Consider the following 23222-nt stretch of genomic DNA (forward strand, 5'->3'; position numbering starts at 1 on the left):
CTAAAATATGTATGCCATCGTTGATATTGAAACTACAGGTGGGTTTTCCGCCAGCAACAGAATCATAGAAATTGCTGTAGTTCTTCATGATGGACAAAAGATAACCGGCCATTATGAAAAGTTGTTGAATCCCGGCAGGGCTGTTCCGGGATTTATTACCGGGTTGACGGGTATCGACTCCGGGATGCTGGAAGGAGCCCCCTCTTTTGAGCAAATAGCGGATGAGTTGCTCGGTTTGCTGGAAGATAAAATTTTCGTTGCACATAATGTGTCCTTCGATTATAATTTTGTCAAGCGTGAATTTGAACAGGTCAACAAGGTGTTTAAACCAAAACGCCTGTGTACGGTCAGGCTAAGCCGGAAGATTTTTCCGGGATTGAAAAGTTACAGCCTGGGCAGGCTATGCGAATCAAGGGGCATTCAGGTCAATGACCGACACCGGGCACTGGGGGATGCCTGGGCCACCGCCATTCTTTTTGGACAGCTGCTTCAGGCAGACCAGCAGCAAGAGATCAGCCAATCGGTAAAGGGCAGGAACAAGTCCCTTACCTTACCACCAAATATCAGTAGTGAGCAATACGAACAATTGCCACAAGCCACAGGTGTATATTATTTCCATGATAAAAATGGCAAGGTCATATACGTGGGCAAGGCCATCAATATCAAGAGTAGGTTTATGGGTCATTTTACTGGCAAATCTAAAATAAACCTGAAAACGGAAATTTTTGATGTCAGTTATGAATTGACAGGTAGCGAATTGCTGGCACTGTTGTTGGAGGCGATGGAAATCAAAAGGCTGTGGCCAAAATACAACCGCTCTCTTAAAGTAAGGTCCGTTTCATGGGGAATTTATGCTTATATGGATCAGGATGGCTTCAATAGGTTTCAAATCAATAAGATTGTCCCCGGTGTAAAACCATTGATGTCCTTTTCCAGTCATGCAGAAGCCTGGAAGAACCTGTCAGATAAAATTGAAGCATTTGATCTTTGCCCAAAACTCAGTGGCATACAGAAAACATCCGGAGCATGTTACGATTATCAGTTTGGCAAATGCAAGGGAGCCTGCTGTGGAAAAGAGCCTTTTGAGGTATATAACCAAAGGGCTGAAAAGGTTTTTGGCAATGCTTTCAAAGAGGGAGAGCGGTTTTTGATTAAGGACAAGGGAAGGAGACCGGAGGAAGAAGCGGTGTTGTTATTTGAAGAAGGTTTCCTGGCAGCATTCGGCTATGTAGACCTGACCTTGGATTTCAACCATGTTCAGGAAGTGGTAGATTGCCTTAAGCCTGTTAAAAGGGTGGCTGAGACCCGGCTATTACTTCAATCTTTTATTGGTAAATTTTCAACGGATCGAATCATTCAATTAGGCTCGGGTTGAATTTCCAATGCAGGTAATAAAGTGTACCTTTAATTTAAAATAACCAATAGAAAGCTATGAAAATAAACGATCAGGACCCTTTGTTGCCGTATCAACCAAACTCCAACAGGTATACATCGATGAAATTCAGAAGATGTGGGAAAAGTGGTTTGGATTTGCCCCTGATTTCTTTGGGCTTATGGCACAATTTCGGTCACAGCGATGATTTTAAGAATGGGCGTAATATATTGAGAACCGCCTTTGACCTGGGCATTACCCATTTTGATCTGGCCAATAACTATGGACCACCCTATGGAGCTGCAGAGGAAAATTTTGGGAGGATCTTTGAGAAGGACTTTAAATCACTGAGAGATGAATTGATCATTTCTTCTAAAGCCGGCTGGGACATGTGGCCTGGACCTTATGGCAACTTCGGTTCCAAAAAATACCTGATGGCCAGCCTGGACCAAAGCTTGAAAAGAATGGGTTTGGACTATGTGGATATCTTCTATCACCACCGGCCGGATCCCAAAACACCTTTGGAAGAAACCATGGGGGCACTGGACCTGATGGTCAGGCAGGGGAAAGCACTCTATGTGGGCATTTCCCAATACAATGCTGAGGATACAGCCAAAGCATCCCGGATATTAAAAGACCTGGGAACGCCTTGTTTGATTCATCAACCCCGCTACAGCATGATGGACCGCTGGGTAGAGGATGGATTGTTGGATACCCTGGAATCAGAAGGAATAGGGGCCATTGCCTTTTCCCCATTGGAGCAGGGCTTGTTGACCAATAAATACCTGAATGGTTTTCCTGAAGATTCAAGAGCGGTGAAAGATGGAAGGTACCTGAATACCGAAAAGATCACTCCGGAATTGCTGGCCAAAGTGGAGAAATTGAATGGACTGGCCAGGGACAGGGGTCAAAGTCTGGCCCAAATGGCCATCGCCTGGCTATTGAAAGACCAGCGGATCACTTCTGTTTTGGTGGGCGTTAGTAAGTCGGAGCAGCTTAGGGATAATGTAGACAGTTTGAACAAGCTAGATTTTTCAGATGCCGAAATTGGAGAAATCGAACAAATATTAAAATAATAGTAAAAAATATCTCCGTTTTATTAACCCTGTACAATGATTGTAATTGTGCAGGGTTTTATTTTTACAATACAAATGCTCTTGCTGGCAAAAAAAACTGATTAACGGTATTTATTTTGTTTTAAACTTTGTATATTGGTTTTGTACCCAAATAACCAAAGTCATGAAAAAGCAGCTAGCAGTATTGTTTATCACTTTATTCACCTGTTTCAATTTATATGGACAGGAACAGCAGTATGTGGTCCTTGAATTTATCAAGGTTGAGCCAGACAGGGTGCTGGATTATTTGGAATACAAGGATTTTTTGGCCACTGTGCACAAGGTATCCAAAGAAGAGGGGCACATCAATGGATGGGATCTTTGGTCTTTGCAATCCGGTTCAGATCTGGAAGGGGAAAATTTTCAGTATGTTACGGTAACCTATTACAGTGATCCTGTTAAAATGATGAATGGCAACGATATGGAGCAGTTGGTGGCCGATGCCATCAAAGCTTTCCCTGATATGAGTGCAGCAGAGGCCAGACAAAAAATCAGAGATGCGCTGGACATGCGGGACCTGGCGGTTAGAAACTATATGGTGCAAGTGTCCAGAACCGCTGATAATTTTGAATTTCAACCAGGTATTCTTGCCTCCTTTGACCTGATGAAGGCGGTAGAAGGTAAATTTCAGGATTACGAAAGAGCAGAACAAGAAGTTTTTTTGCCCCACCACCAGAGAAAAATTAATGCCGACCTGATGGAAAGTTGGCGCTTTCTAAGGACTGCCTTACCTACAGGAAGTGAAGCCAAGTCTACGCACCTGACCATGAATGTTTATTCGGATTACCTGCAATTTTTTAATTCCATGGAATTTGAAGACATGGAAATTACCGATGAGCAACAAGAGGAGGTAGAGGCAGGCTTGAATTCCAGAGATCAGAAATGGGTCTATCTGGCCACTTTGGAGACGGTGGTGAGGTAAACAAAAGGATGGAAAGATGAGATTTTTCAAGGATTAAAAACCTCATTTTTCCATCCAAAATACCGGCAACACAGCACCATTAAAAAATTGAGTCCTGTATGGAAAATGACCAGCAATAAGATGGCCAGCAGTGGAACGCCAAAAACCTGATAGGGCCAGGTATAGGTCCATACTCCCATATTAATGGTTATGATTTCTCCATAGGTAGGAAATACCATGGCTACCAGCAGGGTGATGATGATTTTACCTGATAACTGTTTGACTCCTGTAAGTAAAAACAATTCTTTTTCAAGTTGATAGATAAAGGTAAAGGCCAAAGCCCAGGCAAAAGGGAGCCAGTAAGGAAAAGCCCTTCCAGAACCTAAATCATGGTATTCCCAATAGCCAAAATAAATCCCCCATAGCTCGCAACAAACGCCTAAAAGGCCACTGAGAATCGTTCCAATCAGGAAAATGTACCTGTCCTTAGCAGTTGTTTTCCATTTTTTGACCAGGGAATAGACCAGGTAAGCTGCCAACAAAAGAGCCACCCAGCCATCCTGCGGATAAAGGAAGCCAATAAATAATCCTGCCAGGGTTAATTTCAGTGTATTTTTACCGAGGATTATTCCTAAACTCGTCTGACTGTTCGTTTTTATTGCTGTTTTCAAGGTGTTGCGTTTAAGCTCAAAAGTAAAAAAAATATGGGATTAGTTTTTGAAGTCCCATGATTTCAAAAGATTTTCCATTTTCATCACTCCTGTACCGGCTTTTTCTTCTATGGGAAACAGGTTCTCCATGGGGTACAGGGAGGGTATTTTGGGGTCAATGATGAATTTCGGGATAGTTGCTGCCACATAATCTATCAATCCGGCAGCAGGATAAACAAGCATGGAGGTTCCGATTACAGCCAGGGCATCCGCCTGTTGGACTGCAGCAATGGCTGCTGTCATTTTGGGGACGGGTTCGCCAAACCAAACCACAAAAGGCCTCAATTGAGATCCCTTTTCACATTTATCTCCGAGTTTTAATTCCCAACCCTCTATGGGATAGGTGATTTCCGGGTCTATGCTGCTTTGGGATTTGCACAATTCCCCATGAAGATGAATGATCTGAGAAGAGCCCGCTTTTTCATGCAGATCATCCACGTTTTGGGTGATGATGGTCACCTCATAGCTGCTTTCAAGTGCCGCCAGCTTTAAGTGGGCCTGGTTGGGCTTGGCTTTCAAACAGGCTTTTCTTCTTTGGTTGTAAAAATCCAGTACCAACTCCCTGTTTCTCTGCCAGCCTTCCGGTGTGGCTACATCCATTACATCATGTCCCTCCCAAAGGCCATTGTCATCCCTAAAAGTCTTAATGCCACTTTCGGCAGAGATACCAGCCCCGGTCAGCACCACTAACTTCCTTTTTTTGTGCAATCCCATAAATGCTTATTTATTTCTCCAAAATTAAAATAAGATTTGTATTTCCACCATGCGATCCTCCTTCATTGGTTTTTTGTTGGGGCTTCTGACCAGTAAGGCACCAGGTTGGATTTTTATTTTATTCGGCAAAATACCAAAATTATCTTTTAAAGCCTGAGCAACTGCATGAGACCTTTTTTCTATCAATGCCATGTTATAGGCGATACTTCCGGTATGGTCGGCGAAACCTTTCAGGGAAATCACTGCCTCTGGGTTATTCTGGAGGGTGCTGGCGATTGCTTTTAGTTTTTCCAGCGCAATCTCCGAAATTTCGCTTTGTTCGTTTTCAAAATAAATTACAGCGTAGGTGACCGGTAGCTTAATCGGAACGGTCTCTGTAGTGTCTATTTCGGGATTGATTGAAAAAGCTGGCCTTATAAGTGTTGGCCAAAAGCTCTTGCCTATTTTAAAACCCCCTGAAGGTACGTTGGGATCCAGTCTCAATCCCGGGGATAAGTTTTTTTCCGGTTCAAGAGGATCCAGATTGGTGTTGCCACTGCTTTTAACGGAAGATGTATCCACAGGTATGGGGTCAGCAGCTGATCTGCTGAGGGCTGCTGGAAGCGCCATGGCCGGTACTGCCCATAGAGGTGAACGCCAGAATTCGTTTCTTTTAATAGGTTCCCGGGATAATCTGTCAGAGGAGTTGAATGGTCTACCATAATTTCTGCTATAATTTTCTTCCTGGCCACTGCCATTAAATGGGGGGTTATTGTAGATAACCCTATACCGGTATTCTGGTACAGGTGAACTGCTTATGATAGATTGTGCCGGAGTTGGTGTAGCGCCATAGTTGTAATTGGGATAAAAATACCTTGGTTCCTCCCGGATTTCCCCGGATGTGGCGATTGCTGGCTGCTCTCCTGCCAATTTAGGCATTGCTCCAAGTAGGCTATCCTGAAAAATCAACAAGGAATCATTTTTTGAAACTTCCGGTTGAGTTCTTGTTGTTTGGGCCGGGGTTGCAGGCTTGTTTTTCCCTCCGGATGGGGCCATCGAGGTGGATGGGCTGATCACATTGGCCCGATAGGCTGATTTTGCCGGAACAAAGCTGAATTTCAGGCCAAGGCGATGATTAAAAATCCAATCCATGGATGGGACAAAATTTTCGTCCTGCGTACTATTTTGGCCAATTAAGACCATGGAGGCCTCATCCTCATTATATGTTGAAAAGTTTCCCAGCATATTAGATTGGATAAATAATTCCAATTGATTGTTTATTTTTAGCCTGATTCCTACCCCCCCTGTCCAGTAAAAATCCTCATCCGAAAAGGGGATTTCCTTGTCCATACCTCCGGCTAAAGCCGAAGTTAAGGCATCCGGCCGAGACAGGTAGCTTTCTCCCTGCTTCTGCATCCATACAGCACCAATGCTCAGGTATGGGGCTACCCTTGCATTTTCCCGGATAATTTTCCCATTATCCGTTCGGAATACCAGGGAAGAGCCGAAATTCACAACCGATGTCCGAAAATATCGTTTTTGATCTGTGCTTAACTGTTGGGGGTCGCTGTATTTGACGGATCCTTCCACATTGAGCTCCCCGCCATGGAAAGCCAGACCAAAGCTTGGATTCAGCCGTTTTTCCAGGCTTAGGGTCCAGTTTTTCTCCGGACGTAAAGGCAGCTCCAGATCGTAAATCCTCTTCAAATTTGAAAATTCCTTCATTTGATCCTTACTCAGATAGCTGCTATAACCCGTACTTAGCCCCAACCTCCATTGGTAGGGGTTAAGCTGCCCATGACTCTCCATGACCAATAATATAAATAAAAGACAGAGAAATGCTAAGGTTTTGATTTTCATTTGTTTGTTATTGATTTCAAACTGAAATGGCTTGTCACCTGCCAAAGTTCTGGCTAGCCTGTTCCGCCTTCGGGAGAAACTCCCCATGATGATCATCCCGTTGTTTCTTGTCCTTGCCATGCCCGGTTTCATCGGAAGTTTACTTGTCCAATCCCAGCCAGAGGTTAAATTCTGCACTGAAGCCAATAAAAGGGTACAGGGTAATGTTTTCAATATTGGCATTTACATCTGAAGCAGTCAGCACCGTTCCCGCATTGAATCTCAAAATCCTGAATATGCGGTATCCAAGGCCTACATATACCGGCCTTCCGATCAGTGGGCCACTTATTTCGGTTTGATCGCTGTTGCGCATGTTGCTGAAAAACACGCCGGTAGAAACAGAAGCATTGCCGAGAAATCGCGTAAAGCTCTTGTTGCCCAGGGGAACGGAAATACCGGCAAATGCGGATGTACCATAATCCAGGTCATTAAAGCCCCCGCTAAAGTAAGTTCCTGCATAGCCCAGATTAAGGGGAAGGTAAAATGGCTTTTTCTCCGTGGGATAATTTTCAAGTTCCCGGATATCCACCAACATCAGCAGATTTGCCCGAAGGTACTGGTCCACTTCAGCATGAAGCAAGTCTATCAGCTCGTTTTTTAATTGAGCAGTGTATTCAGCCTGTCCTGCATCGTCCTTATCCCTGTTTTTGGACAATAGGTTGAACCTTGCCCCTTTCAATTTGACCCCTTGAAATTGTTCGATCTTTAATTTGACCATATCGCTGAAACCCCTAAACTCCTGCTCCAGGGGATGGGTATAATTTTGCATGCCCTGTAGTACCACCTGATCCAGATGTGTCAACATGGCTTTGGGATTGGTAAGCGCTTTGATGCCCCGTTTATTGGCCATAAAATTGGCGTTGACATAGCTTTCCAGATTGGTATGCAATGCTTCCTGAAGGGCAGCCAACTCTTCAGGTGCAGCCTGACTGTAATAGTAAAATTTTAAGGTGTAATTTTCACTACTGCGAAGGGGATAGGCTACAAAAATTTCATAATTCTGCGGCTTGCTCAGATAAGCAGCTTTCCAGGAATAGGAATCAGCCAGGTTTTCATTTTTTTTGCTTTTGAATATTTTTAATTTCACCCTTTTGACCCCATCGGGCAGGTTGCCTTCTATGTAAAAGGGGTTCTCGGCAGGTAGTGGACGGCCACTGTTGATTTGGTTTCTCTCAGGAGAAAAGCTGACGGATTGATCTTGTGCCATAGCCGGCAAAGTGAGTATTGAAAGAAAGAATAAAAGTTTTTTCATGGAAACAAATCTTAGGTTAAATGAAACAAGAATTTAATGCCTGTGCACTGAAATCCCCTTACAAAAGTTAAAAGATGCAAAAATTGATCCTATTTTGGTTTTAATGGCAGCCTGCCACAAAAGGGGTTGCTAAGGTTTTACTACAGCTATTAAACACTTGAAAAGGGCTATTGTTAGGAATCGGGAGTTTTTACCTGAATTTTGGATTGTGCTTTAAGGTAGTTTTCAAAAATAATAGCGCGACTGTCAAATTGTTGAACAAACAAAAAACAACACCTGAAATCAGCTGCTCTAAATGGTTGAAATTTTCAGTTTTTCCATTTGAATTAAAGAATGCCGGTAATCAACTTTACCTGTATGGTTTTTGGATTTTTATAGCCCATAAAAAAAGGTTGCCCCACCTGAGGCAACCTTGAATACAATTGGCATTCGTCTGTTACAATTCTTTTACCCGGATATCCTTAAAATATACGATATCTCCATGGCCTAAAAATCCAATATGGCCTTTATCACGGAATAGACCAGGATGTTCTCTGCCGTCCAGTGTGCCGTTTTTCTTGGCTTCGGCAATGTTGACATCCAGTGTTTTGGTCCCGTTAAGGATTACCTGAATCCGATCACCTTTCACAATTACCCGTTGGTAATTCCATTCTCCCACTGGATTTTGATGTCCCTTTTCAGCGGCCGCGACCCCATAAAGAGATCCATGGTACTGATAAGGCTTAAGTTCACTGTAAATTTCAGCCGTATCATCCAAAATTTGTAGCTCCATCCCTGCATAGGCTGCATCTCCTTCCAAAGGGGCTCTGATCCCCAGTCCATTATTGGCTCCGGGGGTAAGTTTGAAAGCAAAACGGAATTCAAAATCCCCGTATTCTTTTTCTGTGAGGAGATTACCTTGTCCGCCTCTGCCCGGATAAATGGCCAAAACACCATTTTCTGCCACGTAGTCGGTTTTGTTTCCTGTCCATTTGTCCAGGTTAGTACCGTCAAACAAGACCTCAAAACCTTCAGCCTTTTCCTCCTCGCTCAATTCAAACCTGGGAGCACCAATCAATTCCCTGATGTAAATATCCCGATAGGCCACGTAGGTGCCGTGAGCCTGCAGCTCAATCTGGCCTTCCGGAAAGATGGTCTGTTCCCTATCCCAGTAATTTTCCAGAGGCACCTCATCTACCACCAGTTCCCCATTTAAATAAACGGTTACATTTTCTCCCTGCATTTTGATGTGGAAAGTATTCCATTCGCCTACAGGATTATCGGCTACTTTAAGGGGCTTGCTGGGGTGTTTTTGGTTGTTATAGAGCCCACCTGACCCCACTTCGGCTCCTACGTCCGTCCTGGCGGGATCCCAGATTTGCACCTGAGGTGTACCTCTCAGGTAAATGCCTGCATCCCCTTCTTCGGTGATTTTCCAGTCTACAAACATTTCAAAATCCCCATAGTCTTTGGTAGCGGCAATATTCTGACCCTCTCCAAGGAATACCAGCAGACCGTCTTCTGCTTTCCAGCCCTTCTCCATCATCTCGTTGGCTTTATCCTGTTCCCGGTTGTATTCCCTTTCACTCATGGCCGCCCTTTTTATCGGGTTGCTGAATACACCTTTCCATCCATCCAGATTTTCTCCGTTGAACAGGGAATAAAAGCCTTTACCTTCAGGCATTTCATCCAGGTATTTCTGCAGGGAAGTTTTGTAATATTGACTGTCCTGTCCACTGATTACAGCTTTGGTTTTCTCAACAATTTCCCTTACCTGATCTCCAAAGATGTTTTCGTTGTTTAATACAATTTTCATAACCGCTCTGGCGGCACTTTGCTGAAAAGCTACCTTTTCCTGGTAATCAGCTGCCACAAGCAAAGCCTGGAAGGTTGGGTAATTGCCCATCTGGTCAATTGCTGCCAAAATGGTTTCATTATTCTCAGCCAGCTCCAATGCATTTCTTAGCATCAATACTTTTTGCGCGTCGGGGCTGTCTACAGCCGGAATCAATCGGATATATCCCATCAAGGCACCTTCTTTCAGGCTGTTGTTCCGGGCATTTCTGGCGATATGCAACAAGGCTTCGGTGGCATTGGCATCATCTGCCTGGTTTAAGGCCGCAACGATAGCCTGTTTTTGCTGATTGTTTCCATTCTCATATATGTCCTGTAATTTTTCCAGGGCCATTTCCCCTCCTGTTTTAGCCAATACCTTATACAGGTACAATTGCTTGTCCGGAGCAAGGCCTGGAAGTAAATTCATTGCCCAGCTGGTTTGTGAAACCACATCCTCTTTTTGCGCATTCGCCACAATGATTGCTTCCTGGATTTTTTCAAGGTTTGTGGTATTTGATTCTGCCTTTAACAAAGATACCAATTGATCCAGGTCTTTGGGTGTGGCCATAGCCGATAAGGCAGTCATTGCGGCCTCTTTCACAGCAGGTTCACTGCTTTTTGCAGCATTCAATACTACATCAATCTGGTCCTCTGCGGCTCTTGAGGCCAATAAATCCAAAAGTAAAATTTTGTTATTTGTATTTGCCTCCGGAATTTTTGAGGCAAATGCGGCCGTAACATTATCACCGTTCATACTTTTGAGCGCTGATACCAGTGCTTCAGTTTCTGCTTCTCCTGCCTGCGCCAGCCTGTCAAGCAAGTGTTCCAGCGCCAGATTTTCACCAGCTGCTACTACCGCGGCAATCGCCTCTATTCGGATCATTTCATCGTCACTTTTCAGATAAGGGACGATGGCCCGGGCAATTTTTTCATTTTTTACCTCGCCCATTCTGCGAATGATCGCAGCTTTTGCCTCTGGGGATCCCTTTTCCAAAGTTTTCTCCCAGGCTTCCAGATTCGTGACCAACCTATCATCAGAAAGGAGTTTCAGGGCTGTTCCCCTGTATCGGAATTGCTCGTTCAGGGCTGCTGAAGTAAGCCATTTTCCGGCCTTTTCCGGGTTAAATTTAACCATTAAACCCAAGGCACCTGCCTTGGTATGGAAATGGTCCTGTGTATTGGTTTTTTTGTTTAACTTTTTAGCTAGCTTAAAGGCGGTTTTGCCTTGTCCCTTTTCACCCAAATTGTCGATATACCGCAGGTAAAGGGCTGCGGCATTGCTAGGGTCATAGGTAAAACCCGAACTTTCTGCTGCGGCGTAAAATTGTTTGGCACTGCCTGGGTCAGCAATATTGGCCAGGGCATATAGGGCAACTTTCTTAACCGATGGGTTGGGGGAATCTGCAAAAGAGGAAATTTCTTGCACAGCTTCCTTACTTCCGAAGTCTCCCAGAGCCTCAATATAATTGAGTTGTTGCGCCACATTTTCAGAAGCTCCCAAGGCCAGGATTAGCGCCCTTTCCGCAGAACTGGTGCCAATGTTGGCCATGATCCGGGAAGCAATGCCTGATAAGCGCTCATCCTGAAGGTAAGGCTCCACATAGGGTACAGCGTCCTCTTTTGCTATCCACTTGAACTGTGTCAGCAAGAAGTGTTTGGATTCAGAATCAGCTATTTTATCGAGTGCCTTCCCATATGCCTGAACGGCCATTCTGGCCAGGTTTTCTTTTTCGGGATTGCTGGCGTAAAAGGCGAATCCTGACAGGGCATATTCCAATTTCTCGTTATTTGTTCCCGGTTTCAGCATGGAAGCCATCTGGCTGATCCCCTCTTGTCCCAATTCTTCCATCTGCTGCATGGCAGTTTCCAGGCCTTGAGCGTTTGAGGCAGGAAAGCGGTTGAGCAAATCTGCTATTTTGGTAGCGGTGGTCCTGCCATCGTCCAATTGATTTTGTGCCCTTAAGAAAAATACCTGCCCAAGCAGCAAAGCAACTATCAGGGTGGTTTTATAAATAGATTGTTTTTGCATGTTACTGGATTGATTCTTTTAATGTTAATTGGATCAAATGGTATAAGGTGCCCGCATGGGTTGGTCTATAAGCCTGTTGGCTCCCTCATCATTAATAAAGCGTTGATTTTCAGGGTCAAAATCAAGTGATCTGCCCAGTCTCAAAGCAACCAAGCCCATATTTACGAGGGTACAGGAGCGGTGACCATTTTGTTCATTCAAAGCGAATTTTTTTCTGTTTTTAACCGCATCCACAAAGTCTGTCACCTGTGGATCGGGATCCGGAAATTGTGCCAGTTTTCTTTCCATGTTGGGAATATCCGATTTAAAGCCCCTGTAAAGCTTACCATTTGGTCCTTCAATGTAAGGGGCCTCAGTGGTACCCTCACCATCCAGGATAATCTGGCATCCATCGGCATAGGTGTAGGTGATCTTTCTCCAGGTACCTACCGCATCCGGATGCTGCTGAGGTGCATCTATCTCTACTTTTATGGGATTGGTCTGATCCTTTCCAAGGAAATACTGAATGGGATCCATATAATGTTGGCCCATATCCCCCAATCCGCCACCATCATAATCCCAGTATCCCCTAAAGGTGCCATGGGTTCTGTGTTCATGATAGGGTTTAAAGGGAGCGGGTCCCAACCAGCGGTCATAATCCAGTTCTTTGGGTACCGGCATGGTATCCAGACCGGTTCTTCCCACCCAATAAAATTTCCAATCAAATCCGGTCAGCTTTCCAACGGTAACTTTGAGTGGCCAGCCCAACATACCGGAATCCACCAGTTTTTTGATGTTTTTGACTTCCGTATTCATGCCATAAAAATTGGAATCGAAGCGGAACCAGGTATTCAGGCGGAAAATATTGCCATGTTGTTTGATGGCTTCTACTACTTTTTTTCCTTCACCTATGGTTCTGGTCATCGGTTTTTCACACCAGATGTCTTTCCCTTCTCTGGCAGCATCCACGGCCATGATACCATGCCAATGGGGTGGGGTGGCGATATGGACAATGTCTACTTCAGGCAATTGGATCAGCTCCCGGTAATCTGAAAAGGTCTTGACTCCTTTTCCCAGTGTTTCCTGGGCTATACCTATATGCCGGGTATCTACATCACAAATGGCCACAGTTTTGGTGCCAGCATAATTGAAGTGCCCTCTTCCCATTCCTCCTACGCCAATAATACCTTTGGTAAGTTGGTCACTGGGGGCCAGATGACCCTTCCCCAGCACATGTCTAGGTACTATGCTGATGCCTCCCAGGGCCAGAAGGCTTCCCTTGAGAAATGACCTTCTGGAATTTTTTGTTTTATGATTCATAATTACTCAATTTTTTTTAAAATCAACACGTGAATATATTTCCTTGAGAAAGGATTAACAAATAAAATGGGACATAGGGTAATATATTGCTTTAAAAAAAGTCAGAAAATCCAGATTGGAATGGTTTTGGTACCATTAATTGGAAGAAAAATTTAAAATTGACGAAATAATGACCCAAAACAAGAAAAACAAGAAGCCTGAAAATTTCGAAGACAACAGTTTCGACAAGGCGCAAAAGGAAGCACAGGATGGGAGTGGACCAAAGGCTACCAAAAAACTTTCTAAAAAGGAGGCGGATCAAAAATCCAAAGATGAATTGATGCGCGCAAAGGAAGCGGATAAAGAGTGGAGCAGTGAAAGTGATCGGTTCAGAAGGGACAATGCCTAAACCCGAAATAGGCATTCTTCGCTGCGACTTTTGTAAGGTATACTCAACCTATGGAACAATTAGTCGATCCTTGCAGTGGTCAACTTCACTTCAGTGATAGTGTTTTCAGAATGCCTGATTTTCATCTGTTTATGATTTGTTTCTATAAAGGTCATAACCTGCTCCGTATCGGATTGTCCCTACTTGCGGGAAAATTTTGCATGTTACCTCAGTCCCGTAAGTTAACGGGGTTATGGGGGAATGCCTCATTGAGTCGTTTGCGACATGCCTGATTTCTTGTAATTGCAATTTTTCCCGAAACCCGGGACAAGCTAAAACCAAATCCAAAACATCATCAGATTTAAACCCAAAAACAATTGTCATGAGTAAAAATAAAAGACCCCAAATTAAAAACGAGGATCAGTATGAAGCGCTTAGGGATCAGGGCTATAGCAAGGAAAAAGCTGCCCGGATTGCGAATACACCGGATAATGTAGCCGGAAAAAAAGGGGGTAAGGCACCGGCCTATGAAGAATGGACCAAAGAAGAACTGTATCAAAAGGCCCGGGAGATAGGTCTCTCAGGAATTAGCAAACTCCGCAAAAGTGAACTTATTGAAAAGCTGCGCTCGCACTAAGCCTTTCTATTGGCGGCGCTTTTTTTCATTTTCTTCCTCTTCGGCTTCAGCTTTTCTTTTTTTCATGGCCTTTCTCCAAAAGAAAAAGAAGATGATCACCAAAATTGGAAGTACTATAAAAATCACCAGGTTTGAAGTATCACTAAGATCTACAGGCCCTCTGGGTTGTGGGATACCTGGTTGTTTCTGCGCTATTGCCGGAAGGACGAAGATGATCGATAGTATCATTGTCCAAAGACCGTTTTTTAATGAATGTGGAATATGTATCATGGGCTTAATGGCACAAATAGCAGGCCAAAGGCTGGTTTGAAATGATGGTTTTTGATTTTGACTTGAATAGGGAAATGCTAACAGGTGAAACCATAAACCGGGTAAATCATCGGAATCAGCCATTGGTGAATGTCAGGAAAGGTCTCTGGGAATGGGGTATAATTAAAGTATTATCTCAACTCTTTGAGTAATCCTTCCAAATCAAGTCTTTTGGTATACATTTCCAGGCCACCGTCGGGTTTAAGTGGCCACTGTTCCCTGGGCCGGTCCCAGTATAACTCAACCCCGTTACTGTCAGGGTCGTCTAGATAGAGGGCCTCGGATACACCATGGTCTGCAGCTCCGGTTAAAGGATAATCCGCGTTCCTGAGGCGACGAAAAATGGCAGCAAGGTCTTTTCTTTCCGGATAAAGGATGGCCGTATGAAAAAGCCCTGCATTATTTTTTGGTGCCGGACCTCCATTTCTGCTGAACCAGGTATTTAATCCGATATGGTGGTGGTATCCGCCAGCCGAGATGAAGGCGGCATCTTCTCCATAGGTAGTGGTCAATTCAAATCCAAGCAGACCGCAATAGAAATCCAGGGAGCGCTGTAAATCTGCAACTTTTAGGTGTACGTGACCTATCCTTGTTTGGGAAGGGATTTTGTATGTAGGTTCGGTGAGTGAGGTCAATTTCTTTGTTGTTTTGATGAAGTAAATTTCTGCTTAGCTATCAGGTTTGGTTTTTAAGATTGCAAAGCCTTTTTTATTAACATTCGTATTCCCTTTTTAAAAAGAAAGACGAGCTGTGCTCACCAGGTTTGAATTTATTCTTTAAAACCTGAAAAATCAAATGCTTTATTCTTGTCCACAAGCAGCAATAGATAATCACTTCCCCAACCTCGGGACAAGGGGGTGAATTTTTGGGAGTTGCCTGTCTCAAAATCGCCGATAAATACCATTTTTCCATTTCGGGGATTAAACCACCAGGCAGAAATGGTACCCGAGCTCATTTTTGTCAAATCAATGGTTAATGGAGCGCCTGTTGGAGTGTAAGCAAGGATCAGATCAGCTTTTTCTGTTTTTGAGGCAAGCATGTAGGATTCGTTCTCCGGGTTTTCATCCAGAATAAGGTTTTGATCCAACTGAAGTTGCTGCCAGGGCAGGGCTTCAAAAATACTTTTCATGTATCCCATTTGGGAGGCACCCGGAAGACTGATGGCTACTTGCCAACCTGTCCGGGCATTGATAATGGGGGCTCGGTTGCTGTCATACATTTGCCAGACATCGTTGCAACCATAGGTATATCCTGCGGCTCCTGACAACATGCTCCAGTAGCCAGCGATCCTTACATCAGCGTCATCCAGCCAACCATAGTGCTTTTCTTCCCAAAACCGATCAGGAATATTCTCATAGCGCGCTTCGCCATTGATCACAGGTCTTGTCCGGCCGGATTCCCTGGCCTCCATCACATATTGATAGTCTTTTGCCTTCCTGCTATGGCCGCTCTGAAACATGTCCATATCCAGCCAATCATCCTCACTAAAAAAGTCAGTAGCTTTTTTACCCCCTACCGGGTGAAAGCTCATTAAGTGTCGTTTGTCAAAGGAGCGTATGCCTTTTGCCATAGAGCGAATGATTTGGTAATGCGTATCATTTTCCATGGCCCGGTCACCTCCCAGGATCCATACCAGGTTGCTGTGGTCCCTGTATCTTTTTGCTAGCAATTCTCCGTATTTCTCCGCGTTTTCCGGTGTAAATATTTCCGGACCGGTTCCCCATTTTTTATTGATTTTATCCCCCCAGGTAGGCAAAATACCTACATACAGTCCCATTTGGCCCGCTTTTTCTACCAGGTAATCTACCAATTCAAAATAGGCCTCATTCAGCTTTTCAGGGTTATTATCAATCAAGGGCTTTTCCCCGTAAGCATTGGGCGTATTAAGACCGTCTAGTTCTGCCAGTATAACGGTTTGAATTAGGGTAAAGCCTTTATCGGCCCTATCCTGTAAGTACCGGTCAATTTCTACTTTGTCCAGTCGGTGGATCAATTCCCAGGCAGTATCCCCCAGCCAAAAAAAAGGCTGGTTGTCTTCCGTTACCAGGTAACGATGGTTTTCAGATAGTTTCAGGAAGGGGAGATCCTGCCCATTGGCAAAGAGGGACAGCAATAGTGCCGTTAGTAGCAATGAAATGCGTTTCATTTGGTTTCCTGTTAGGTTTGATAAGGGTATTGAAAACGGGTTATTGAAAAAGCAGACCTGCTTCCAGACCGGCAGCAATAAGGTAAATATCGTTTAAAAGGAAAATAATTGCAAAAGCAAGAGAGAAAAGCTGTAACCAGTCATAGTAAGATTTAACTTGAGGGTTGGATCGGGCCCCTTTTTGGGAGAACAAGAAGTGGCTATAAGCTAGATCATTGTCTAAGCTATCACATTTAATAATTTTTAATTAAGTAATGTTTTAAACCATTTTTCAAATTTCTTTTTATCAGACGGTCGAGTAAATATGGGAGTACTTGGTAGATGGGTATTTGAAAAAATAAGTGCATCAGCATTTTTTTCACCAATACACATGATAACAATAACCGAACCTTGTCCAGTATTGGACTTTAAGGCAAAAACATGTAAATCCCTAATATCGATTATCCACTCCCAATCATCAAATCCAAAGTCAAATTCTTCAATAAATCTTTCCTTACTGTAACCGGTATAATCATAGTAATATCTATGTTGGTCGTAATAATTTAGAACTTCATTAGCAACATTAGGAAACCGGTCGTATCGTTCCCATTGGGAAGTAGAATCTTCTTTTGTTGACCAAAGATATTGTTGTCCGAACGAGGAGAAACATGCACAAGTATATTGGTCAATTTTGAAAAATGAATTGGTTGTTTACTCACTATTCTGGAGTGTTCTTTTTGCAACCCTGTCAAGATTATCTTTTGCTACTTCAAATGCGTCATCCAAACTATCTTCAATGAGATTCTCAAGTTCCCTCCCTTCTTCTTCGTTAAATACTGCTTTGATTGAGTTAAAAAGATATTTAATCGCTGAAACACCCCTTGAAATAGGTATTGGTTTTGTGGAAATGTATTCCAGCATACTTCTCAAAGCGGCAAGACCTATTATATTGTCCTGCATGGCAACTGATTCCTTAAGTCTACTTGTTAATTCTTCTTTGCTTCCATCAATAATACCCATGTTTAATGCTGTTTGAATTCTTCGTAAGTTTATAACATGAAGGTTACCGTCCGCTAAGCCCTGTTTTTTGGCTTCATTTATGTAAACTCGAATGTTTTCCCTCATTTTTAGAGCGATTTTATGAAGATCTTCTTTGTCTAATTGATCTATCAAGTCATCAAAATCAGATCTAAGGATATTTGTAAGATTGTCATCATGTGTTTGGGAACCTTTGGAAGAAGTCATAACCATCAAAAAACAACCTAACACCAATAGGATTGTATACAAAGTTTGGATTAAAAGTATTTTATTAGTAAACATGTCTGGTTATCAAGCTTTTAATCAGCTTTTTTTAGAAAATTAAATTAAATTATTTTTTTTTAAAAACAAAATGGATAGGTAAAATTGATTCAGTCGAATGTTCAGCAATCAGTGATTTTAAATTTAAAAACCAAAAAACTTTCTATGAAATTCTTTGGCTGTAACAGAAATAAATATATCTAAGTTAAAAAATGAAAATTTTTTGGTTTCCCCAATTGTATAAACTCAAAAGTATAAGAAATTAAAATTTTAAAATATGGATTTAATCTATTTCAATGATTTGCCGGTTTTCCTCAAGACGGGCTTTTAATGCAGCATAGGGCAGGTCCTGGACGGCTATATTCTTTTCCAGGCATAAATCGGCTGCTATTCCGACAGCTTCTCCCAGTAGCATATAAGTCCATTCCAGCCGGATGGCCCCATAGGCGATATGGCTGGACGAAAGGCAGGTGGGGGTCAGGAGATTGGTACATTCGGACTTCCTGGGGACCAGACTCCGGTAGGGAATGGGAAAAGGCTTCCAGTTTTCTTCACCAAAAACGAAGCCTTCATTATAGGCCTGGTCATTTTTTACGATCCGCCGCACATGGTGCACATCCGGGGGCCAGAAAGCGATGCCTACCGGATCCACAATGACAATAGTACTGTCTTTTCGGGTATGGTGCTCTGTAATCACATAATCCGACTGCATCCTTCTGCCTTCCCGGATGTATAGCATACGAGGCCATCCTTCATTATCAGTGAATTCATCTTTCGTGGTGCCCCATTTGCTCCATTCCTGCCTGACTTCTACCGGCACCTCCGGATCGTTGGCCAAAAACCAGAAAAGCCCCCGTGTAAAGTCCAGGTGGTATTGGTAAATCTCTTGTCTTTTTTGGTAATCCCCTTCCGGATATTCGTGGTTCATTCCGTAGAGGTTATGCGACAGGTCATGCCAGGCACCTAGATCCGTTTTGTTGTTGGGAATGGAATAGGATGGTTGATATAGCGTACCTCCTGCATCCAGGTAGCGCAGGTAAATCTCGTACCAGTCCCGGTTGTAGGTCTCCGGCCTGATAAAGGGTACCCTGTTTGCAGGATCTTTGGTCAGGCAGGCCCGGAAACAATAGGCCTGAATGCGTCGATCGCCTGTACCGGCTTCTCCCAGGGCTTCGTCCTGAATGGTATGGATGAGTCCGCTTTCCGGGTTACCAGGCACAATGTACGGATCCACAACAACTTCAAAATTCCGGTAGGTATTGTTTTCACGAATCCCGTTTTTTGTTTCCCCATAAAGGCTGTTTGGTTCCCGACCTACAATAGTTGATATCCCCGCATAATGCAATAGGTCGCCCTCGTAAGAAGCATCGATGAAGAGTTGCGCACGAAAGGTTTTTCCGTTGACCGTTTCAATGGAAGAAATCTGCCCGTTTTCTTTTTTTACCGCATCCGGTGAAAGGCGCAGCCTGGTTTCGGTATAGACCGGGATTTCCAGTTCAGCCAGCCAGCGATCAAAGATGCCCTTGGCCACATGGGGTTCAAAACGCCAGGTGCTGGCCTGAGTTCTCGCCGAGTCAAAGTTGGTAACCCCATAATGCAGGGCTACTTCCTTGTAAAATGCCAGGGTTAGTCCGCCAATCACAGCATCGTTTTTAAAGCCTGAGTGATTGTTTATATCCGACCCGCCAAGTCCTTCAATGGTCATGCCGCCAATATATTTATCGGGACTGACGATGATTACTTCTCTACCACGTTTTTTTAACTGTATGGCAGCGAGAATGGAGGCGCTGGAATTGCCATAAATGCAAACATCCACATCAACAGTATCCTCCGGAAATTGGCAGCTGGCGAAAAGGAAACTAATCCCTAATACGAAAAGGAAATTGACCCTTACCTTAAAGGTATTAAGTAAGGTTAAGATTTTTGTCATTGGTCGGACTTTATCCAGCACCAAGATACTTATTTTTTTCAAAAACCGGTTGGTGTAAACTGACAGAAAAAAATAATCATGGTGTCTTTCGGTTGTACCAATACGAATAATTTCTTGCCTAGATTGCAAAGAAAGGATAGTTTCCTTATTCCATTAAAGCGTACTTTTTTTGAGATCTGCTCAGGCTATTTTATCCGTTAATTTTGATCATCAATTATTTTAATTTTAAAAAATTAAAAAATCCTCAATTATCCTCCTCATCCTCTTCCGGCAACAAGCAAAGTCCTTCAAATTCTGGCGCTACGAAATCTTCTTTACTTAACCAGTATTCCGAAGTGATCAAGGTAAAATGAGTTGGGTCTTTTTCATTTAATTTCCACAAAACAGCTTCTGCTTCCGCAAATTCCATTGCTGTGCTCAATTGTTCGGTAAACAGTCTTTTGATAAGATTTCGGTCTGAAATCCCATTATTGAAAGATTTTAAGACCATCTCCTTGGTAACCTCTTTGTCCTTATCTTCCTCTGGAACCATGGAAAATCCGACAATCGTTGCTTTTGCATTGGGGAATTTGCCATTGTATGCCTTGTAAAGCAATTGGTTGATATTGAATAAATCATAATGTAAATCAATTTCCGGATACTCTTCACTCACTTTATCCTGCAACATGTCGTTTGAAACTTGAGCAATCTGACCTTCATTTAATCTGTCGGCCAGTTTATAAGTCAATACTATTGCTGCGGCTTCGTTGGGTTCAAAATCTGTGATTGCCATGTGCAACATTTCCAGTAAATTTTCGGGCTTTATGGTGTTGGCATCCGGAAAATCAAATTGTTCCAATAAATAAATGTAGTCTTGATTGTTCCAATAGTTGGGCAATTCTTCCACGGTTTTTACCTCGTTGATGGTGATATTGAATTTCATTTTTGATTTTTTTCACATTTTCACCTACTCTCAAAGCTTTTCGGCTGATGCTCCTTTGGTATGTCAGGTCATTTTTAAGGCCATGGACTCTTTTTAGCCAGGCCAGATTCCTTTCGCAGCTTATTGGTATCGGTTGTTTCATTTATCCAACGCTTTTCCATTTATTGCACAATACTACAATACCTTCCAGCCTCAATAAGTTCGTTACTTCGGCTTGTAGGCGGCGATAACTCGCTCTTAGAAATGCAGGATGGAGTTCAAAACGTAATGTTCCATATCGATCGTAATTGGAATGGAGGGGGCAAAAAGGGCGGGCTTTATCCAGGTACTTTTTGTGATGTTTTTTCAGCAAAAATCGGGTGCACAAGTACTCCGGCCTATCCAGGTTCAATGCGCTGCTATGGTCAAAGGTATTAAACCGGCAAAAAAGAATAATGGCAGAACAGGCATTCAACCGTTGGTACGATCAATTTTTTGGCCTATCTTCACTTCCAAATGCATTCTAATAACGAAATAAAGCTTGCAACTGGTTATTACTTTGGATGAAAGAATCAGTTCACTAAATTTCAAAATCAGTCGCACCATTTAACAGATTTACAAACAAAATAACCAATGAATTATCAGGTATTTACAATGAAAAAGACAATCTACACCTTTCTTTTCTTCCTTTTTACAGGCAGTATTTTCGCACAGAGCATGAAAGATTTCCCGGTAAGCGAGGAATGGCTGGAGAAAATAGAGTCCCTGGCGCCATCCGACACCAGGGTGGAGGCATCGGTCAAAAAAATCATGGTTTTTTCCCAACATACCGGATTTTACCATTGGATCATTCCCCACAACAACGAAATGCTGAAAATCCTGGCCAAGAAGACAGGTGCTTTCGAGATTACCATAGCCAGGGATATCGATAGCTTTGATGCAAAGAATTTAAAGCAGTATGACGCTGTCATCCTGAACAACTCCAATCCTTCGGGACCAGATAGGGATCTTTTTGCTGACTTGCTGAAGCAGAACAGCAGCCTGAATGAAAATAAAATTGCGGAATTGTCTGCCAAATACGAGAATAATTTGATGGACTATGTGGCCAAAGGTGGTGGTTTGATGATCATGCACGGTGCCATCACTGTGCAAAACAATTCTGAAAAATTCAGTGCTATGGTAGGCGGTAGCTTTGACTACCACCCCAAGCAACAGGAAATGAACCTGAAGGAAGTGGACCCGGATCATGCCCTGGTACAGGCTTTTAGTGGCAATGGTTTTACCCACGTAGACGAGCCTTATTTTTTTAAGAATGCTTATTTTGATTACAACTTCCGACCGCTCTTATATATTGAAGCAGACAAATTGGAAGGCAAGAGGGCGGAAGTCAGCCACAATACCATCTACGTAGCCTGGATCAAAAAGCATGGTAAAGGCAGGGTATTCTACAGCTCTCCCTCCCACAATGCCCAAAGCATGGACAATCCTGAATTGCTTCAGTTTTTTCTGGATGGCATGCAATATGTGGTAGGCGACCTGTCAGCAGATGACAGCCCGATGGATAAACCAGAATAGGTTTTAGAAATTTTTATGGCAAGCTGAGCTGCGGACAAAATTAATCCCCGCAGTTTCAGCTTTGTCATAACTTCCAGATGATCCTATTTTCATGCTATTGGCGTTTTCTTCCGGTCTCGGGGAAGAGTACTTTTGAAACCAACTAAACTGCGTTTTAAGATCCCTGTTTAAAAGAGTCCAAACTTAATCCAACACCAATTATTAATCAAAATAATCAGGCTATACCAACCTGCCTCCCGGGCGTAGGTGTAATAAAATAATGCCTTACCTGGTCTTTCACTGTGTACAGCACAGGACATGGAGGCAATCATTTCTTGATTTTGCCCTTGATGAAAGTCTTATCGTATTCCAAATTGCCGAGCTTGTCATAGCGAATCCAATTACCGTGTTTTTCATTGTCTCTGAAGTTGCCTATCTGCCACAGTTGTCCTGATTCTCTATAAAATTTCCACTCACCTTGCATAAGGCCATTGATGGAAACACCTTCGGCTTTTACTTTGCCATCTTTATAAAAGTAGGTGAGCTTTTCACCTGTTTGCTCATACGTTTTTTGACCATTTACATACTCCTTATTTTTCATCATAGCATTTGCACGATTTGGATATTGTTTCCACAGGTGTCATTGAATACGGCAATCTTTACTGTACCCATTTCTGTTGGCTTCACGCTAAATTCCACTCCGAGAGTTGAAAGTCTGTCATATTCTTGCTGAACATCCTCGGAGTTGAACTGTGTGTAGGGGATGCCTGCATCAAATAGGGCCTTTTGATAGACTTTGGCTGGTTCAAAATGGTTGGGAGAAGGTTCTAACAAGATTTCTGCACCATCTTGTTCCTCTTTGCTCACGACAGTCAACCATCGGTTTCCTTCACTTAGTGGAATATCAATTTTCTTTAAGAAGCCCAATTTTTCTGTGTAGAACTTCAATGCTTTTTCCTGGTCATGTACCGGAATACCGATAACTTTAACTTTCATTTTCGTATATTTTTATGTT

General features: G+C 43.1%; 20 protein-coding genes. 6 read left to right on the plus strand and 14 right to left on the minus strand.

Features of this window, described 5'->3' with window-relative positions:
- Positions 1–7: 7 nt before the first annotated feature.
- From HUJ21_RS23635 to HUJ21_RS23645, 3 genes are all read left to right on the plus strand, one after another.
- Entirely contained in the window at positions 8–1375 is a 1368-nt protein-coding gene (locus HUJ21_RS23635) for an exonuclease domain-containing protein (protein ID WP_291373383.1), read from the plus strand.
- 56 nt (positions 1376–1431) lie between these two features.
- Positions 1432–2448 carry an L-glyceraldehyde 3-phosphate reductase gene (mgrA, locus tag HUJ21_RS23640; RefSeq protein WP_291373385.1) on the plus strand — a complete coding sequence of 339 codons (1017 nt, stop codon included), beginning with the start codon at positions 1432–1434 and terminating at the stop codon, positions 2446–2448.
- A 163-nt stretch (positions 2449–2611) separates the two neighbouring features.
- Positions 2612–3409 (plus strand): hypothetical protein, encoded by a 798-nt coding sequence (locus HUJ21_RS23645; protein WP_291373386.1) that lies wholly within the window; start codon positions 2612–2614, stop codon positions 3407–3409.
- Between the two features lie 26 nt (positions 3410–3435).
- Here the strand turns inward: HUJ21_RS23645 and HUJ21_RS23650 are convergent, their stop codons facing one another.
- From HUJ21_RS23650 to HUJ21_RS23675, 6 genes are all read right to left on the minus strand, one after another.
- On the minus strand, positions 3436–4059 hold the full coding sequence (locus HUJ21_RS23650) for a hypothetical protein (protein ID WP_291373388.1): 624 nt from the start codon (positions 4057–4059) through the stop codon (positions 3436–3438).
- A gap of 39 nt (positions 4060–4098) precedes the next feature.
- Complete coding sequence (locus HUJ21_RS23655; protein WP_291373389.1) at positions 4099–4812, minus strand: NAD-dependent deacylase; 714 nt, start codon at positions 4810–4812, stop codon at positions 4099–4101.
- Positions 4813–4836: 24 nt separating this feature from the next.
- Complete coding sequence (locus HUJ21_RS23660; protein WP_291373390.1) at positions 4837–6771, minus strand: OmpA family protein; 1935 nt, start codon at positions 6769–6771, stop codon at positions 4837–4839.
- 19 nt (positions 6772–6790) lie between these two features.
- Positions 6791–7942 (minus strand): hypothetical protein, encoded by a 1152-nt coding sequence (locus HUJ21_RS23665; RefSeq protein WP_291373392.1) that lies wholly within the window; start codon positions 7940–7942, stop codon positions 6791–6793.
- Positions 7943–8378: 436 nt separating this feature from the next.
- Complete coding sequence (locus HUJ21_RS23670) at positions 8379–11786, minus strand: DUF1080 domain-containing protein (protein WP_291373393.1); 3408 nt, start codon at positions 11784–11786, stop codon at positions 8379–8381.
- 33 nt (positions 11787–11819) lie between these two features.
- Positions 11820–13085, minus strand: a complete 1266-nt coding sequence (locus HUJ21_RS23675) for a Gfo/Idh/MocA family oxidoreductase (protein ID WP_291373394.1) — start codon at positions 13083–13085, stop codon at positions 11820–11822.
- Positions 13086–13254: 169 nt separating this feature from the next.
- Here HUJ21_RS23675 and HUJ21_RS23680 point away from each other — a divergent pair, with 169 nt between their 5' ends.
- Together HUJ21_RS23680 and HUJ21_RS23685 are read left to right on the plus strand one after the other, a co-directional pair.
- The gene (locus tag HUJ21_RS23680) at positions 13255–13473 is read left to right on the plus strand and encodes a hypothetical protein (RefSeq protein WP_291373396.1); all 219 of its coding nucleotides are present in this window, start codon (positions 13255–13257) and stop codon (positions 13471–13473) included.
- A gap of 361 nt (positions 13474–13834) precedes the next feature.
- Positions 13835–14089 (plus strand): Rho termination factor N-terminal domain-containing protein, encoded by a 255-nt coding sequence (locus HUJ21_RS23685; RefSeq protein WP_291373397.1) that lies wholly within the window; start codon positions 13835–13837, stop codon positions 14087–14089.
- 6 nt (positions 14090–14095) lie between these two features.
- On the opposite strand, the gene HUJ21_RS23690 is transcribed toward HUJ21_RS23685, so the two are convergent.
- The 6 genes from HUJ21_RS23690 to HUJ21_RS23715 all read right to left on the minus strand — a co-directional run bounded on the left by HUJ21_RS23690 (position 14096) and on the right by HUJ21_RS23715 (position 20674).
- A complete protein-coding gene (locus tag HUJ21_RS23690) occupies positions 14096–14317 on the minus strand; it encodes a hypothetical protein (RefSeq protein WP_291373399.1) in 222 nt (73 codons plus the stop codon).
- Between the two features lie 212 nt (positions 14318–14529).
- Positions 14530–15033, minus strand: coding sequence for a VOC family protein (locus HUJ21_RS23695; RefSeq protein WP_291373401.1), 504 nt, complete (start codon positions 15031–15033; stop codon positions 14530–14532).
- 134 nt (positions 15034–15167) lie between these two features.
- A complete protein-coding gene (locus tag HUJ21_RS23700) occupies positions 15168–16544 on the minus strand; it encodes a glycoside hydrolase family 140 protein (protein ID WP_291373403.1) in 1377 nt (458 codons plus the stop codon).
- A 690-nt stretch (positions 16545–17234) separates the two neighbouring features.
- Positions 17235–17648, minus strand: a complete 414-nt coding sequence (locus tag HUJ21_RS23705; RefSeq protein WP_291373404.1) for a hypothetical protein — start codon at positions 17646–17648, stop codon at positions 17235–17237.
- A 457-nt stretch (positions 17649–18105) separates the two neighbouring features.
- Complete coding sequence (locus tag HUJ21_RS23710) at positions 18106–19752, minus strand: FAD-dependent oxidoreductase (RefSeq protein ID WP_291373406.1); 1647 nt, start codon at positions 19750–19752, stop codon at positions 18106–18108.
- A 244-nt stretch (positions 19753–19996) separates the two neighbouring features.
- A complete protein-coding gene (locus HUJ21_RS23715; RefSeq protein ID WP_291373408.1) occupies positions 19997–20674 on the minus strand; it encodes a hypothetical protein in 678 nt (225 codons plus the stop codon).
- 633 nt (positions 20675–21307) lie between these two features.
- On the opposite strand from HUJ21_RS23715, the gene HUJ21_RS23720 reads away from it, so the two are divergent.
- Positions 21308–22228 carry a ThuA domain-containing protein gene (locus tag HUJ21_RS23720; protein ID WP_291373410.1) on the plus strand — a complete coding sequence of 307 codons (921 nt, stop codon included), beginning with the start codon at positions 21308–21310 and terminating at the stop codon, positions 22226–22228.
- A gap of 307 nt (positions 22229–22535) precedes the next feature.
- Here HUJ21_RS23720 and HUJ21_RS23725 read toward each other — a convergent pair whose 3' ends face one another.
- Both HUJ21_RS23725 and HUJ21_RS23730 read right to left on the minus strand, forming a co-directional pair.
- On the minus strand, positions 22536–22811 hold the full coding sequence (locus tag HUJ21_RS23725; RefSeq protein ID WP_291373412.1) for a hypothetical protein: 276 nt from the start codon (positions 22809–22811) through the stop codon (positions 22536–22538).
- Positions 22808–23203 (minus strand): VOC family protein, encoded by a 396-nt coding sequence (locus HUJ21_RS23730; protein ID WP_291373414.1) that lies wholly within the window; start codon positions 23201–23203, stop codon positions 22808–22810. The genes HUJ21_RS23725 and HUJ21_RS23730 overlap by 4 nt, the downstream gene beginning before the upstream one ends.
- Positions 23204–23222: the final 19 nt, after the last annotated feature.

Source organism: Cyclobacterium sp. (assembly GCF_014762705.1).
GTDB lineage: Bacteria > Bacteroidota > Bacteroidia > Cytophagales > Cyclobacteriaceae > Cyclobacterium.